Origin of the sequence: uncultured Campylobacter sp. (assembly GCF_938030145.1) — a bacterium.
Taxonomy (GTDB): domain Bacteria; phylum Campylobacterota; class Campylobacteria; order Campylobacterales; family Campylobacteraceae; genus Campylobacter_B.
In genome coordinates, this window is sequence record NZ_CALHGM010000032.1 from 13,352 (window position 1) to 28,754 (window position 15,403).

Consider the following 15,403-nt stretch of genomic DNA (forward strand, 5'->3'; position numbering starts at 1 on the left):
ATCTGCATTTTATGCGGGCGACATCCGCACTTCAACGCACCAAAATGCGAGACAGCGGCGCTTGTTTCGACGATACGACGATGCCCGCTGGCCCGTATGACTAGACGATTTGTCTATCCGGTGCCGAGATAGGGCGGGCGGTTTGCTCGGCGCCGATGTACCGCTGCACGATGAAACATCCCGCGCCGATGTGTTGCCACCTACTACATGATGAGACATTCGGCACGGATGCTTCCTGCTAGGTGCAGCGCTGACGCCGTTGCTTCGGCGCCGCGCCTTATTTACCCTCCGGGTTAAGTCCTTTTAAAATATAGCCAAATTCCGTATCGCTTAGCTCGTAATTCATAAATTTTTTATAAAACGCCTTCGTTTCGGCCTTTACGTCGATGTCGGCAAAAAGCTCCGGCTGGATGGTTTTCGCCGCCCATAAAATTTGAAGTACCGCATCCGCGCCGTATCGATCCCAGTTGAAAACCCCGCGCGGATTGCCGTAAACGCGTCCGTTTTTGACCGCATCCGTGCCGCTGTAAACCGGGCTAGATTTGATTTTTTCTACCACATCTTCGTTGTGATCGCCGCCTACGATTATGATCTGCGGGTTGCTAGCGATGATCTCCTCGGCTGTGATAGTCTTCATCGGACCTTTGGTAGCGGTGATAGCATTCGTTCCGCCGGCTAGCTCTATCCACGAGTCGATCAGCGTGCCCTTACCGTCGATCTTTAAAAGATCGCTTCCGCCTACGATGTGAAGGACGCGCGGGCGCTTATCGGGGCTTAAATTTGCGGTGCGGCCGCTAACTAAAGCGATATTTTTATCGAGATTTGAGATCAGATCCTTCGCTCTTTGCGGCGCATCGCCGCCTAGCATATCGCCGCACATCCTGATGCTGCGCCTCATCTGCTCGTAATCGCTAAAGCTCGCCTTTAAAACGGTAAAGCCTTGCTTAGCTAAATTTTCGCCTGCCAATGCAGTTGAGACGATGACTACGTCGGGGTTTAGCTTCATCAGCTCCTCTAAATTTACGTCATTATTTTTTAGCAGCACGGGGATTTGCGCTAGGCGTGGATAAATTTTACGAAACCACGAGTTTTTGCTGATGTTATCGGTAGTAGCGACGATTTTATCCGCTCCGCCCAGAGCTAGTAAAATTTGATTGTTCGAGTGCCAGAGTGCCGCGATACGCTCAACTTTTGCGGGGATTTTGACCTCAGCTCCGTCCATACCCTTGATAGTTCTAAGCTCTGCCGTGCTCGCAAAAAGCGCACCCGCCAAAAGCAGTAGTAAAAATTTTTTCATTTTTTCTCCTAAACGGTATTGAAATATATGTCGCGATATTACAAAAAACCTCATTAAAATTGCGTAAATTTTAACCGCTGTCGCCGCGATTATTTATTATTTTTCAAAGTAAATTTTTATATAATCCATTTTAAATTTAGCATTTTTAAAGGAGAGAAAATGGATGAAATTTTATATTTAATAGGCGCCGCCGTCGGGGTTTTAATCGCGCTTTTTATCATCGTGCCGCTGTTTTTCAGGCGCATAGTGGAGACGAATGAAGTGCATATCGTCCAGAGTGCACGCAAGACGACGAGCTACGGCAAAGATACCGGTAACGGCAATAGCTACTATGAATTCCCGAGCTGGGTGCCGGTGCTGGGCGTTACGAAGATCGTTTTGCCGGTCTCTGTTTTTAGTATCAAGATCGAGGATTATGAGGCGTATGATTTAGGCAGACTTCCTTTCGTAGTCGATATAACGGCGTTTTTTAGGATTATGGATTCAAATTTAGCCGCGCAACGCGTCAATAATTTTGAGGATCTTAACAATCAGCTTAGAAATATCATTCAAGGCTCGATCCGCTCGATCCTTTCAAGCCGCGTGCTTGAGGACATCTTGCAGATCCGCTCCGAGCTCGGAGATGATTTTACCAAGGCGGTAAAGACGCAGCTGCAAAACTGGGGTATCGAGCCCGTCAAAAATATCGAGTTGATGGATATCCGAGATAGCAGCGGCAGCAAGGTTATCTTAAATATCATGGAGAAGAAAAAATCCCAGATCGAAAAGGAAAGCCGCGTAGAGGTCGCAAACAACACCAAGCTCGCCCAGATCGCGGAGATCGAAGCCGCGCAGGCGACCGAAGTACGCCAGCAGGAGGCCAATAAGATGGTAGGCCTTAAAACCGTCGAAAACGAGCGAGAGGTCGCGATCTCAAAGGAGCAGGCCGAGCAGCTCATCAAGGATCAGCAAAAGATCACGCAGGAAAAGGCGATGGAGGTCGTGCGGGTAAACGACGTCAAGCAGGCCGAGATCAAAAAGCAAGTAGAGATCGTAAAGGCCGAGCAGGAGCAGCGCAAGATCGAGATCGACGCCGAGGCGCGCAAAAACGCCAAGATCCGCGACGCCGAAGCGATTAAAGAAAATCAAATTTTAGTAGCGCAGGGCGATAAAGAGAAGCAGTTTCTCGCCGCCGCGGCGCTTTTGGAGATGAAGGACAAAGAAGCGCAGGGTACGCTAAAGATAGGCTCTGCCGAAGCCGAGGCGCTTAGGTTAAAAGAGCTCGCGCCGGTAAACGCACAGATCGAGCTCGCGCGCGAGATCGGCGAAAATCAGGGCTATCAGACCTATCTCATTTCGATCAAACAGATCGAAGCGAACCGCGACATCGGCCTAGAGCAGGCCAAGGCGCTAAGCGCGGCGGATCTTAAGATCATCGCAAACGAAGGCGGCGTGGGCGAGGGGATGAGTAAATTCGGCGAAATTTTAAGCGCCAAGGGCGGCACGCAGCTAGCCGCGATGCTTGAAGCGCTAAATCAAAGCGAGGTCGGCAAAAAGGTGCTGGATAAAATTTCAGGCGCCAAGGAGGGGGATAAATCCGAGTAATATTCGCAGTCTCGGGCGAGTAAAATCGCTAGCGGCACCGCGCGGGCGAACAAATTTGAGCGGTCCGCTCGTCTGTGCGGTTTGTCTGTCTGCATTGGATAAAATTTAAGGCGCTAGCGAAATTTAAAGGTTGCGAAATTTCAAATACTCGCGGAATTTCGGATTTTCGTGAAATTTTAAAATGTCGCGGAATTTTAAATATCGTAAAATTTCAGGCCCTTGTGCGCTAGCATTTAAAGGCGGCGCTGTATCGCAAGTATTCGCAGGGCGCCAAAACTGCGGGTAAATTTTAAAAAATTCGCAAAGCAAGATTTAAAATTTAGGCGCGGGTGCATAGCGTTCACGCGAATTGCACCTAGTAGTTGTAGGTTTGCCGCCAAATGTTTGAGCTTTGCCGTCTAGCGGTCAAATTTTGCCGCCATGCGAGGCTTAATTTATTCGGTTCGGATGAAATTTAAGAAGTGCGAGCCGTTGGCGGCAGCGTAAAATTTAACCGCCCGCATAAAATTTTAAGGAGCGCACGATGGCAAATGCCGTAAATTCCGCGCAGTACCAAGCGCGCATCAGGCAGGCGGAAACTCTTTTCGAGGGGCGAAATTTTACCCGGCGCCAAACGATAAATTTAAGCGGCGGATATGAGATCGTAAAGGACGCATATAGGCTCGGCGCGACAAGCTTTAGCAGCGGCGAATACGCGCTGTTTGATACTCACAAAACGCAGATAAAAAGCTGGCGCTGTATAGACGATCGGGCGGAATTTTTTAGCCTGATCCGCCACGCAGACGGCAAATTTTACCTCGTTTTTCGCCAGGATCTATACGGCTACAGCGTGCTTGATCTAGCCTCAGCGCAGATCATGCGCTTCGTGCCGGACGCCTGGCTAGACGGCAAGGAGAGCTTCATTTGGGACGGCGTGCACTATCTGCGGGGTTGGGACGCGCTGGCCGTAGACGGCTGCTACTGGGGTGCTCCAAACGACGTGCATTTGGTAAGCTTTGCCGAGCCGATGAGCGAAGAGCAGAGATATGTCGATGTTTTAGACTGCATGCAGGGCGGCTACGACATCTACGAGCAGGCTGATTTTGCGGGCTTTGAGGGTAATGAACTTAGCCTAAAATGCTTTCGCGCGGACGCCTTGCGATATGAAAAAGTAAAAATTTCGCGCGAGCAATACCGCGAATGGATGTGTGAAGCAAAACGGCTATAAGGCTTAAATTTGCTAAATTTCGCGCTCAAATTCAAGGCTTGCAAAACGGTAAAATTTAAAACAAGCCGCAAAAAGCGGAATTCAGAGAGATCAAAGGGGCTGAAATAAGGAATACGGATGTTTTTTGAATACATTTTAATCGGCGCCTGCGTAGGCTTTATCAGCGGATTTTTCGGCATCGGCGGCGGCACGGTCGTGGTGCCCGTGATGATGCTCTTCGGCTACGATGTCAAATACGCCATCGGCATTAGCATCATGCAGATGATCTTTAGCTCGATCTTCGGTTCGTTCGTAAATTTTAAAAGCAAAATGCTAGACGTCGCGCCCGCGCTGGTGCTGGGGCTCGGGGGCTTTTGCGGCGCGCTTAGCAGCGGCTTTATCGTAAGCTATTTTTCGTCAAAATTCCTTCTGGGCACGCTTATTTTGGTGCAGATCGTAAATTTAATCAAACTCTTTAAAACCCCGACCGAGCCCGCGAGTGAGGCCAACGAATCTAAAATTTTGCTCTTTATCGTGGGGCTGTTCGTCGGCGCCGTGGCGATCAGCGTGGGTATCGGCGGCGCGGTATTTGTGATGCCTATTTTGATCAGTTTTTTAAACTACGACATCAAAAAGGCCGTCAGCACGGGGCTGTTTTCGTGATATTTTCCTCAAGCGCGGGCTTTATTAGTCTTGCCGCACACGGGCTCGTGTACTACGAAATCGGCGCGTTACTCGGCGTCGGCTCGCTAGCGGGCGTTTATGCGGGCGTCAAAACCTCGCACAGGATCGGCAAAAAAGCTCAAAAGCGCTGGATGATCGCACTTATCGTCACGATACTTTGCGTGACGATCAAAAAATTTATCGCCCTAAACTAGGGATATTCGTTTTGCCTGCCACGCCTAAATTCGGCCTAAAGAGTGCTTTAAATTTTAAAATTTAAACTCCGTCCGTTTGCGCGAGCGATTTTTGAAATTCGTATTTGAAATAAAACGTCCACGCAAGCGGACAGAGGATTATTAAAATGACGGCTACGACTTCGGCGGCTTGTGCATGAAATATTACAAATAAGGCACCTATGTAGTTAAGAACATAGGCAAAACCCCAAAATACCGTGTTTGAGCGGTCGTTTGATATTCCGGTTGCGACCAAATAGATGCAAATGCAAATTAGCGAGGCAATCAAAAAGGCTTCAAGGACGCCTAGTTTTTGGTAGTTTACGTCCGAAGCAAAATAACCCAGCGCGCAAGACGCTAAGATTATCGCGAATAAAATTTTACGTAAAATTTTAAGCGATTTGACTTCGGGCGAAGCATAGATTATATGCGCGCAAAGAGCTATAAAATAGGCACCTGCGACAAAATCGAAAAATATGTAATAAGCGAATTCTCCAAATACCCCCAAATCATAGCCGCTTACTAAAATTTTTTCATCTATGACATATAGCGTGCCGAATTTCGCCGCTAAAAACGCAGCCGTAAGCAGGATCGGATGTAGTAGCGCTCTGCCTGCAAGCAGGTCCGTGCAAATGTGCCCGAGGAAATTTATCAATCTTTTCACGCTAGGCTCCTTTGAGATTTCGCCGCTTGCAGCGTCTCTCGTGAAATCTTCGCCGTTTGGTTTAAATTTGATCTCAAATCGAGATAAATTTTAGCTCGAGAGCTTTTAAAAATCGCTTAGAGACAAAAGCATAAATTCGCGCGCCCGGGAGCGGGTCGCGTATTTTAAAATCTGCGCCGTTCAAATCATTTTCCTATCGCAAGCTGTTTGCGAGCGAGCACATATTGCAAAAGGCGCGGATGAAATGGGAGCATCAACTAGCTCGTCCGTCCGCTCGTAGCATTTAAAATTTTATTCGATTTTTAGTTGCGCAGCTGGTTTATCCGCGGCGGCGGGTTTGCGCACAGCGAGGTTCGTGTGCGGTCGGCTTGCTTACGGTATGGATTTGCGCGTAGTGAGGTTTACGCAGCAGGCGGCGGGTGGATTAAAATTTTGATTTATCGTTAGCGAGGGTGCGCCCTTTTTTCGCAGCGGATGCGAGGCAGGGCGCAAATTTCGTAAATTTTATAAATTATTTCGGCAGATCGCCGAGCTCAAAGCGTAAAATTTTACGTACCTATAATCACAGCCGACAAAAGCCCCCACAAAATGGCCTCTATCGCTAGCACTGAATGAAGTACGGTCGTATTCATCGCTTCTCCTTTGTTTTTAACTTTATTTATTGCTCGGCTCGGGCTGCTAGGGGCGTGCCCGATCGATCTATGAGCGGGATTATATAAGATGATTGTGTTCTTAATGTGTCTTTTGAAATTTAGGACAAAATTTCTCCGTCCGTTGCAAAGCGCGAGCGAGCGACGGCATATTTCAGGCAAAATTCAGCTACCTACGTTAAGGCGCGGCAAATTTAAGCGAGCCTGCCGCCCGCCGTAATGCGCGGCAAAGTCGTAGCACGCGGTAAATTTAAAGCAGATTTCCGACCTCGTCGCGGCGCACGAGGCGTCCGCTGCAAATCGATATAAAATTTAAAGTAGAATTTTATGTGAATGCGGCGCGCGACACGCCCGCACTTTTTTACGTCGTCAAAGCTTGCATCATCAAAGATTGCATCGGCCAGGATTGTGCCGTCAGGGCCCGTATCGTCAAAGCTTGCATCGGCGTGGCTTGCGCCTGTGGGGCGAAATTTTACGGCGAGTTATGAATTGCAAGACGCAGATCATCCGCACCGTCTTGATCTGAAATTTAAAGCGGAATTTTAACGCGCGCCTCGGTTCCGACGCCGGGTTCGCTTTCGTATTCGATCTGGCCGCCTAAAAGATCAAGCGCCGTGCGTACGATGCTAAGTCCAAGCCCGCTGCCGAGCTCCTTATGCGATTCCTCGCACTGATAAAATCGGTCAAAAATTTTATCCAGCTTCTCGCGCGCGATACCGATGCCCTCGTCTTTGATGCTCACCTGCGCAAAGCCATCGCAAGCGCGGCAACGGATGAAAATTTTACCGCTCGGGCGCGAGTACTTAAGCGCGTTTTCGATTAAATTTCGCCAAATTTGATTTAGTAGCCCCGCGTTTGATCGCACGCTAAGCGGCGATAAATCTAGCTCAAACTCGTGTCCTTCGTAGCTTTGGCTCAGCGATATGATGCATTGCCGCAGCTGCTCGTCGATACGTACCGTCTCATCTAGGCGCACCGCCGCACCGCTATCAAGTCTCGTTAGCTTTAGCATATCGGTGCAGAGCTTGCTTAGGCGGTTTGCTTCTGCGCCGATGGAGGCTGCGTATCGCACCGCGCGCTCCTCGCTCACGCCGCCCTCTATCATCTCGCTTAACGCGGCGATTGAGGAGATCGGCGTTTTCATCTCGTGCGAGACGTTTGAGACGAACTCCTTTTGTAGCTGCTCGTGCTTTTGCAGCTTCTGCGCCATTTTATTGACGTTTACTACGAGCTCGTCCATATAGACGTAATCAGTGCGGTGTCCGTGCAGCTTGCGCTCGGCGCGCGCCTCAAAATCGCCGTTTGCGATCGCAGTGATCGCGCCTAGTAGCCGCTTGATCGGGCGGAACAAAATTTTAAGTCCGAAGTAAAGCAGGGTAAAATTTAGCGCCATCGTGATTAGGCAGATGATCGCGCACAGCGCCACTCCGTCCCAAAACCCGCCGATCTTGCCGCCGATGCCTATGTAAAAAAGCATGCAAACCGCAAAGCAGACGATGAAATTTATCACGCCGAATGCGAGCGAAGAGTAAAACGCGATGAAGCTTTTGAGGCTGATGAGGTATTTTTTCACGCTCGCTCCTTTTTTACGGCTTTGTAGCCGAGCCCGCGCACGGTGATTATCTCGAAATCCTTGGAGTTTTCAAATTTCGCCCGCAGCTTTTTGATGTGCGTATCGACGACGCGCTCGTCGCTGTCCGTTTCGTAACCCCAAATTTCGCTCATTATCTCAAACCTCGTAAAAATTCTGCCCGCGTAGCTTAGCAGTAGAAACAAAAGACGAAATTCCTTCGGCGCTAGGCTTATCCGCTCGCCCTCGGTGCGGACGCTGAGCGTATCGTAGTCAAGCTCGCTTTCGCCGATGAGTAGCCGCTTTTCGTTCGCGATCTTTGCGCGCCTTAGCAGCGCATGCACGCGCAGCACGAGCTCTTTTAAATTTATCGGCTTGCTCATATAATCGTCCGCGCCGCTTTTAAAGCCCGTCTGCATATCCTCGATCTCGCTTTTTGCCGTTATGATCAGTATCGGCTGGCTCTTGCCGTCGCGCCTAACGTATCTGCTAAGCTCAAAGCCGTCCATCTTAGGCATCATCACGTCCGAGATGATCAGATCGAAGTGCGCCTCGTCTAACGCCTCTGTCGCCTGCTTGCCGTCGAAGGCGCAGCCCACGCTAAAGCCCTCATCAAGCAGCTTTTCCCTTATCGCCGAGCTCAAAGCCTCGTCGTCTTCGACTAGTAAAATATTAAGCATCATCGCTCCCGGTTTGATAAATTTATACGCTTAAATTTATACATAAAATTTTAAGAAACAATGAGATATTATACGTAAATTTTTTCAAGGAGTAAAGAATGAATTTCAAAAAAACCATATCGGTTGCCGTTATTGCGGCTTCGGTGCTGGCGCTATTTAGCGGATGCGCGAAAGAAAGCTCTCGCGTAGTGCAAACCCCTACGGTAGCGAGTTTAAACACCAACTACTCGGGCGAGCGAATCGCCGTGTCGGTAGGACGCTTCAACAACCAGTCCTCTTATAACAACGGCGTGTTCTCCGACGGTGAGGACAGACTGGGCAACCAAGCGCAGACAATTTTGATCTCAAGCTTACAGCAAACAGGACGTTTCTCGGTGCTTGATCGCACGAATATGCGCGCCATCAAAGAGGAAAGCGCAATCTCTAAAAGCGCACAAAACTTAAAAGGCGCCAGATACGTTATCACCGGCGACGTGACTGAGTTTGGTCGCAAGACGACTGGAGATCATCAGCTGTTTGGAATTTTGGGTAAAGGAAAGACCCAAACCGCGTATTCTAAAGTAAATTTAAACATCGTTGACGTTAGAACGTCCGAGGTGGTCTTTTCGACTCAGGGCGCAGGCGAATACGAGCTATCAAACCGCGAAGTGCTAGGTTTCGGCGGCACTGCGGGCTATGATTCGACGCTAAACGGCAAGGTGCTAAGCCTAGCGATCATCGAAGCGGTCAATAATCTCGTAAACGGCCTTGAAAACGGCGCGTTTAAAGTGAGATAAGGATTAAATTTGAAAGTAGGTAGCGCTCTTGCGCTTGCCGCTGCTGCCGTGATCTTTTGCGGCTGCGGCGGCGGGACGCGGAATCAAATTTATTACTGGGACGGCAGCTACACGGACTCGACCTATCAGTATCTAAAGCAGGAAGGCGACGTAGGCGAACAGATCGAAGCGCTTGAAAAATCCATCCAAAAGGCATACGAAAAAGGACTCAAAGTCCCGCCGGGGCTTTATTCGCACCTGGGACTTTTGTATCTAAGCGCAGGCAACGGTGCGAGGGCGAGGGAGAACTTTGAAAAAGAAGCTCAGGCCTTCCCTGAATCAAAGCCGTTTTTGACCTTCGTTACAAACCCCGCCGCGCTTAAAAAAGCTGAGGCTGCGACCAAGCCGGGCGCTGATAAAGTCCAAGGATCAAGCGGGCGCGAAGCCGCTAAAGCAGCCTCTGCGAAGCAAGGCAAAGCTGCCGCGAAGCAGGGCGGCAAAACGAATAAAAAGGCTAAAAAATGAAAAACAAAGCTCAAATAGCGATTTTTAGCGTATTCGTGGCGCTGTTTTTTAATGCGTGCGCTCTAAGCGAGCCTGAAATTTACGACTACTCGGCACTTCAGCAGGCTAAGCCACGATCGATTTTGGTGTTGATGCCGAGCAACGAAACTACCGAAGTGGATGCAGGCGCTGCCGTGCTTGCCAACGCGATCTATCCGCTAAGCGAGGCGGGTTATTACGTATTTTCGCCCGCGCTCGTGCATGAGACCTTCAAAAATAATGGAATTTACGAAGCGAGCGAGATCCAAAACGTCTTCGCGCACAAGTTAAGGCAAATTTTCGGCGCAGACGCCGTGCTATACATAGATGTCGTCAAATACGGCACTTCGTACATGTTGCTAAATAGCGTAAGCGTAGTGGCGGTCAATGCCAAGCTCGTGGATCTGCGAAGCGGCGCGACGCTCTGGGAGGGCTCGGCGCAGGTAAGTGACGACTCAAGCAGAGGCAGTAGCGATCTTGTAGGCATGCTGATCTCCGCGGTCATCAAGCAGATCGGCGATACCGTCTCCGATGCGGGATACAAGCTCTCTGCGAGCGCAGATGCGATGCTGCTGGGCCAAAACTGCAACAACTGCTTGCTCTACGGCCCGTATTCACCGCACTACGGCCAGGATAGGCAGCTTGGCGGCGGCAAATAAATTTTAAAAAGGACTAAAATGAAACTAGCCGAGGCGCTGATACTGCGCGCCGACATACAAAAACGCATCGAGCAGCTAAAATCAAGGCTCGCGGACAACGCGAAGGTGCAAGAGGGTGAGAAGCCTAGCGAGGAACCAAAGGCGCTGCTAGCAGAGCTGGACGCGCTCACAAGCGAGCTTGAGCGGCTAATCGTTCGGATAAATTTAACCAACTGCACCGCAAAAGCGGACGGCAAGAGCCTAACCGAGCTAATCGCCAAGCGCGACGTACTCACGCTAAAAGCGGGCGCATTGCGGGCTTTCGCGCAAGTTGCCGCGCAAAAGATCGATGCATATTCGCGCAGCGAGATTAAAATTTTAAGCACAGTCGACGTCGCGGCGCTGCAAAAGCAGGTGGATGAGCTGGCTAAGCAGATCAGGCAGCTTGACACGACGCTGCAAGGCGCGAACTGGCAGACCGATCTAATCGACTAAAAAATCGTCAAATTTAGCGGCGAAATTCGAAAGGATTTCGCGAAAAATAAAATTTCGGGTAAGTATCGCAAGGGGCGAGTACGAAACTCACCTGTGAAACAGGTTTATGGCAGCGCTCGCGGAAACGGGCGCATCCCTTTTACGATTTATTTTCAGTAAATTTACAGGGGCAATGTAACTACGCAATGTAACTACCGCGTACTGATCTAGCGATACCGAGGGCGGGAACGGGGAAATTTAAAACGAAATTTTGATTTTGGCGGCGCGGCTTGCAGGCTCGCGGCAAAATTTTGCGGCGCTTTGAGCGGGCTTGACGCTCAAATTTTGCGTTAAATTAAGGCGCGCTTGCCATTTTGCATTTTAACTGCGAGCGTCAAATTTTACAAAAATCATAAAATTTAGCCAAATTTAAAGGATGAAATTTGAAATTTAAAACCCTTGCGCTAGCGGCCGCATTTTTCTTTGCGATTGGCATACACGTGGAGCTTGCGGCAGAAGCGAATTCCATAGATTTTAGAAAAACGAGCGGCGCGGAGCAAAATCTCGCGGACGCAAAAGACGCCAAATTTCAAAACGCGTATTTTAAAAATGCAGATACCGCGGAGCGCGGCACGAATCCAAACTTATCGCAAAAAGCAACCCTCATCGACGAAGCGAAAAATTTCTACCGCGTGGACGAGCTGCTGTTTCGCAGCGCTCAGCTTGATGGAAGCTACGCTGCAAAGCTGCACGAGCTTGGTATCAAAAAGCATCGTAAATCTGCGCCATTTTAGCAGAAGTGGCGACAGAAGGGCGTTTGGCGATCAATTTTGGCTCTCGAACAAGCCGCTTCAAAGCTGGGAGATAAAGCCCGCACAGATCGCGGACGTTTTGCGCACCATTCGCGAGCGCCAAAAGGAGGGCGCCGTGCTCGTGCACTGCTATCACGGAGCCGATCGCACGGGGCTTGTGGTGGCGATGTACCGCGTGATCTATCAGGGCTGGAGCCTGGACGCCGCACGCAGCGAGATGATAGACGGCGGATACGGCTTTCACTCCATGTGGCAGGATATCGCGGGCTTTTTGACGCCGCAAAACGAAGCGCTCGTAAGAGCCGAGCTTGGAATTTAGACGAAATTCGCCCGTCCGATCAGACGGCGGCAAAATTTGTAAATTTAATAATGACAAAATGCCGTTTATAACGAAATTTTAGAATATGGGCTATGTATATTTTCTGGGGCGAGGCTCGGGATACACCAAAATAGGGGCGAAAAACGAGCTGAAAAGGTGCGCGGAGTTTGAGCAAAAATTTGAGGCTTGCAAACAAAAGGCGCGAGAAATTTTAAATTTATAGGTATCGCTAAAATTTTACTCTTTGCGGCGAGCTAAATTTAAAACCGTAAATTTCTACAAAGAAGCAAAGAGACCTTAAAATAGTAAAATTTAAGTCGTAAAATTTTACGCATTTTTCTACTTAAAATTATCATACTCTTTTTTCAAATATGCGCTCACACCGACGCCGCGTGCGTATCGCAACGAAAATCGGTTAAATTTAAAGAGCCCGATTTGCGCTTGCGGCGACGGGGCGCGTAAAACGCCGCAGATATTAGAAAGATATCCGTAAATTTAGCCGAAACGCAGTAAAATTCGAGCGGCAAATTTAGCAAAAGGAGCGATCGTGGAAAATTTATTACTAGCGCAGCTGCGCGAAGCGCTACCGCAGGGCATGCGCGTGCCAAGCGAGACCCAGGCGCTTTATGCGTGGATCGAAGCAAACAGCTTTTATGACGACGTTGGCGGGCGCAGACGCGGCTATCTCTACCCGCAGGATCGGCTACGGCAGAGCTGGAGCGGCGATGAGCGCGAGGGCGGCACGGACATCGTATTTTTCACGGATGAGCCGAAAAATCGCGACGAGGAGCTAAGGTATTGGTTTTACGGCGAGGATCGCGAGCTTGCCGCGGAGATCAAGCAGCGGCTTTGCGTGTTCGCAGGCAGCGGCTCGGAGGGCTCGATGTGCGCGCTGTGGCTGGACGATGCGGGCGAGACGAAGATCGTGCACATGGGCTCCGGCTCGGGCTCGACGATGACCTGCATTTTGGCTCATAGCGGGCTTGATTTTTTGCGATTGCTCGCAATCGGTTATGATGAAATCTGCTGGGACGAGGATTTTAGTGCGCCGCCAAACAGCGAGGATGACGATTTTATCGTGCATCCAAACGTGAAATTTCAGCAGTGGGTAACACAGACGTTCAAAACGACGATCCCGCAAACAGCGCTTGAGCTCGTCACGCCCGCGCATATGGACGACGAGAACCCGAGCGACGAGTTTTTGATCTGGGTAAATCGCGTCGCGGGATAAAATTTAAAGCGGCTTTTGCGCTGCTTAATGAAGTATTGCGGGGTTTGCTTTCACAGGGAACCTTGTGAAATTTAAGCTTTTGCTGGCTAATTTAAAGAGCCTAAATTTAATGGATATCTTTTGATTAAAATTTTAATGGTAGCGGTATCTATTTGGAAAAGCATTAATCATCTATTATTGCTTTTGCTACTCTTAAAATTTTTAATAAATTTGCTCGATAGAATTTAACTCTTTGCAGTGTGGCGGTAGAATTTTTGCTGCTATCCGAAATAAGACGCGATAGAAAAGTTGCTGCGTCTTTAGGAATCCAAATAAAAATTTAGCTAAATTCCGCGTGGATGGATTATATCAAAGCATGGAAGTTCTGTCGGTTTAGCAAAGAACTGATTGAGACTAAATTCTAAAGCAGAAAAAACAAGGTTAAAAGCTTTTCGGTAGTTTTGGCGATAGGTTGTCTTTAAATGTCGTATCAGAAAAATTGTAACCGCAGCGACGCAGGCAGCGCGCGCAGAGCAAAAAATGGCGCGAGCATCTGTATCGGCGTAGCGCTTTTAGGCTTCGTACGAAAGATCGTATCCAAACGATCCTATTGCCAAATATCTGCATAAATTACGACGGATTTTTATCGAGGGTATGGGGGGCGAGCTACAAGGCGTATCCAGCGAATATGTCTTTGCAGCTAGCTGCGCGCAGGCATTTAAAAGACGGAAAGTAAAAGCGAACAGGTTGAAATCTGAAAGCATTAATAGGCGCGCAATAGGCAAATTGCGCTCAGTGGCGAAGTGAGTGCAAACTTTTGTGGTAGCTTTGAGCTGTTTGCACGCGCGCAGAGTAGCAAGCGCTACTTTACTTTAAATCTCTTTTTGGATCTTGGGTTTACACTCGCAGAGCAGCAAGCACTAGCAGCTCGGCGCGGAGGTATCGTATTTTGCACCGCTTTCGCAGTAACTTCTCCTTGATACCTACCAGCTGACGCACTTTCTAGCAAGATGAGTGATTGTTGTTTTGACATTGATGAGGATGAGCTTGGCGGGCTTATGACAGCATATACAGCTCAGTAGCCGTAAACGCGTAGTTCGCAGCGTTTTATGAATTTAGCGGAGGGTTTGAGCCGGGTGGGCATGCATAGTTTTTTAGCGCCTTGTGGAAATTTAAGACGAGTGTTATTGCGAGCGGGTGCAAATTTTTAGGTAAAATTTTATGCTCATTGATTTTTATATGGCTGCACTAAAGCATGCTCTATACGGAAAAATTTCGTATAAATTTTTAACGTAAGCTTTGCCCATTTAAGGGGATAGGAGAAGGGAATAAAATTTTACGATCAAAAGGACAGGGATTGTGCTCACGGGATCGCGTGTGTGACGCAAAAATAGCGATGTAGAAAACTCACCGAGCAGTGCGGATGAAACGAGACGATCTTCATCCGCCACTTTTTAAAATAAAATTTCGCGACTAAAAAAGCGATTTTGCCTTTGTAAATTTTAAAATTTTGCTAAAAATTCTTTGTATTTTTCTGCACTTTTTGCGATATATTCGCTATCTGGATGAAATGAAAATCCATAGCCGAAGTGGCACGGCAGCAGCTTGGCGCCTGTAAAATTCATCGCGCATTTAAAAGGCGTGATAACTTCTTCTATGCCAAATCCGATCGTGCCGTCTTTTTTATAGTTGTTTCGCTCGTCGCCGATAGTGATCGCTAGGGCGAATTCTTTACCTTTTAGCTTGTCGCCGGTGCTGCCGTAAGCCCAGCCGTAGGCAAATACATCGTCGAACCATCGCTTTAAAAGCGGCGGATAGCTGTACCAATAAAGTGGAAACTGAATGATAATTTTATCGTGGCTTAAAAGTAACTCCTGCTCGTGCGCAACATCGATTTTGCCGTTTGGATAAGCAGCGTAAATTTCGTGAATATCAAATTTATCCGCTTGCTTTTTGGCTACCTCGCGCCACGCCTTATTTGCGTGTGAGCTTGCCATATCGGGATGAGCGATGATGATTAGGTTTTTCATATTTTCTCCTTGTTTAAAATTTCTTACATTATATGTTTTTTGGCTGAAATTTAAATTTACTATTCAGATACTTATATTATAAAGGATTTAAAATT

16 protein-coding genes and 1 pseudogene are annotated in these 15,403 nt (G+C 48.6%); 12 read left to right on the plus strand and 5 right to left on the minus strand.

Annotated features, from left to right (window positions below; all coding sequences use genetic code 11):
• Positions 1-277: 277 nt before the first annotated feature.
• Positions 278-1,297 carry an ABC transporter substrate-binding protein gene (locus Q0323_RS06575; protein WP_298052781.1) on the minus strand — a complete coding sequence of 340 codons (1,020 nt, stop codon included), beginning with the start codon at positions 1,295-1,297 and terminating at the stop codon, positions 278-280.
• A gap of 159 nt (positions 1,298-1,456) precedes the next feature.
• Between Q0323_RS06575 and Q0323_RS06580 the strand changes: the two genes are divergently transcribed.
• From Q0323_RS06580 to Q0323_RS06590, 3 genes and pseudogenes are all read left to right on the plus strand, one after another.
• Positions 1,457-2,881 carry an SPFH domain-containing protein gene (locus Q0323_RS06580; RefSeq protein ID WP_298052783.1) on the plus strand — a complete coding sequence of 475 codons (1,425 nt, stop codon included), beginning with the start codon at positions 1,457-1,459 and terminating at the stop codon, positions 2,879-2,881.
• A gap of 523 nt (positions 2,882-3,404) precedes the next feature.
• On the plus strand, positions 3,405-4,088 hold the full coding sequence (locus tag Q0323_RS06585) for a hypothetical protein (protein ID WP_298052785.1): 684 nt from the start codon (positions 3,405-3,407) through the stop codon (positions 4,086-4,088).
• A 117-nt stretch (positions 4,089-4,205) separates the two neighbouring features.
• Positions 4,206-4,945 (plus strand): annotated as a pseudogene (locus Q0323_RS06590) (sulfite exporter TauE/SafE family protein).
• Positions 4,946-5,006: 61 nt separating this feature from the next.
• Here the strand turns inward: Q0323_RS06590 and Q0323_RS06595 are convergent.
• Positions 5,007-5,627, minus strand: coding sequence for a hypothetical protein (locus tag Q0323_RS06595; protein ID WP_298052787.1), 621 nt, complete (start codon positions 5,625-5,627; stop codon positions 5,007-5,009).
• Positions 5,628-6,606: 979 nt separating this feature from the next.
• Here Q0323_RS06595 and Q0323_RS06600 point away from each other — a divergent pair.
• On the plus strand, positions 6,607-6,765 hold the full coding sequence (locus Q0323_RS06600) for a hypothetical protein (protein ID WP_297989079.1): 159 nt from the start codon (positions 6,607-6,609) through the stop codon (positions 6,763-6,765).
• Positions 6,766-6,806: 41 nt separating this feature from the next.
• Here Q0323_RS06600 and Q0323_RS06605 read toward each other — a convergent pair whose 3' ends face one another.
• Both Q0323_RS06605 and Q0323_RS06610 read right to left on the minus strand, forming a co-directional pair.
• Positions 6,807-7,850 carry a HAMP domain-containing sensor histidine kinase gene (locus Q0323_RS06605; RefSeq protein WP_298052790.1) on the minus strand — a complete coding sequence of 348 codons (1,044 nt, stop codon included), beginning with the start codon at positions 7,848-7,850 and terminating at the stop codon, positions 6,807-6,809.
• Positions 7,847-8,527, minus strand: a complete 681-nt coding sequence (locus tag Q0323_RS06610) for a response regulator transcription factor (RefSeq protein WP_298052794.1) — start codon at positions 8,525-8,527, stop codon at positions 7,847-7,849. Before Q0323_RS06610 ends, Q0323_RS06605 begins: the two co-directional genes overlap by 4 nt.
• Before the next feature lie 98 nt (positions 8,528-8,625).
• Here Q0323_RS06610 and Q0323_RS06615 point away from each other — a divergent pair, with 98 nt between their 5' ends.
• From Q0323_RS06615 to Q0323_RS06650, 8 genes are all read left to right on the plus strand, one after another.
• Positions 8,626-9,303: a CsgG/HfaB family protein gene (locus Q0323_RS06615; protein ID WP_005870708.1), complete on the plus strand. Its 678-nt coding sequence runs from the start codon at positions 8,626-8,628 to the stop codon at positions 9,301-9,303.
• 9 nt (positions 9,304-9,312) lie between these two features.
• The gene (locus Q0323_RS06620) at positions 9,313-9,807 is read left to right on the plus strand and encodes a DUF4810 domain-containing protein (RefSeq protein WP_298052796.1); all 495 of its coding nucleotides are present in this window, start codon (positions 9,313-9,315) and stop codon (positions 9,805-9,807) included.
• Positions 9,804-10,484, plus strand: a complete 681-nt coding sequence (locus tag Q0323_RS06625) for a DUF799 domain-containing protein (protein WP_298052798.1) — start codon at positions 9,804-9,806, stop codon at positions 10,482-10,484. Before Q0323_RS06620 ends, Q0323_RS06625 begins: the two co-directional genes overlap by 4 nt.
• 18 nt (positions 10,485-10,502) lie before the next feature.
• Positions 10,503-10,958: a DIP1984 family protein gene (locus tag Q0323_RS06630; protein ID WP_298052801.1), complete on the plus strand. Its 456-nt coding sequence runs from the start codon at positions 10,503-10,505 to the stop codon at positions 10,956-10,958.
• Positions 10,959-11,380: 422 nt separating this feature from the next.
• The gene (locus Q0323_RS06635; protein ID WP_298052804.1) at positions 11,381-11,731 is read left to right on the plus strand and encodes a hypothetical protein; all 351 of its coding nucleotides are present in this window, start codon (positions 11,381-11,383) and stop codon (positions 11,729-11,731) included.
• On the plus strand, positions 11,664-12,068 hold the full coding sequence (locus tag Q0323_RS06640; protein WP_298052976.1) for a tyrosine-protein phosphatase: 405 nt from the start codon (positions 11,664-11,666) through the stop codon (positions 12,066-12,068). Before Q0323_RS06635 ends, Q0323_RS06640 begins: the two co-directional genes overlap by 68 nt.
• Before the next feature lie 85 nt (positions 12,069-12,153).
• A complete protein-coding gene (locus Q0323_RS06645) occupies positions 12,154-12,291 on the plus strand; it encodes a hypothetical protein (RefSeq protein WP_298052807.1) in 138 nt (45 codons plus the stop codon).
• A gap of 324 nt (positions 12,292-12,615) precedes the next feature.
• Entirely contained in the window at positions 12,616-13,299 is a 684-nt protein-coding gene (locus Q0323_RS06650; RefSeq protein ID WP_298052808.1) for an SMI1/KNR4 family protein, read from the plus strand.
• Between the two features lie 1,481 nt (positions 13,300-14,780).
• Here the strand turns inward: Q0323_RS06650 and Q0323_RS06655 are convergent.
• The gene (locus Q0323_RS06655) at positions 14,781-15,308 is read right to left on the minus strand and encodes an NAD(P)H-dependent oxidoreductase (protein WP_298052810.1); all 528 of its coding nucleotides are present in this window, start codon (positions 15,306-15,308) and stop codon (positions 14,781-14,783) included.
• Positions 15,309-15,403 lie beyond the last annotated feature (95 nt).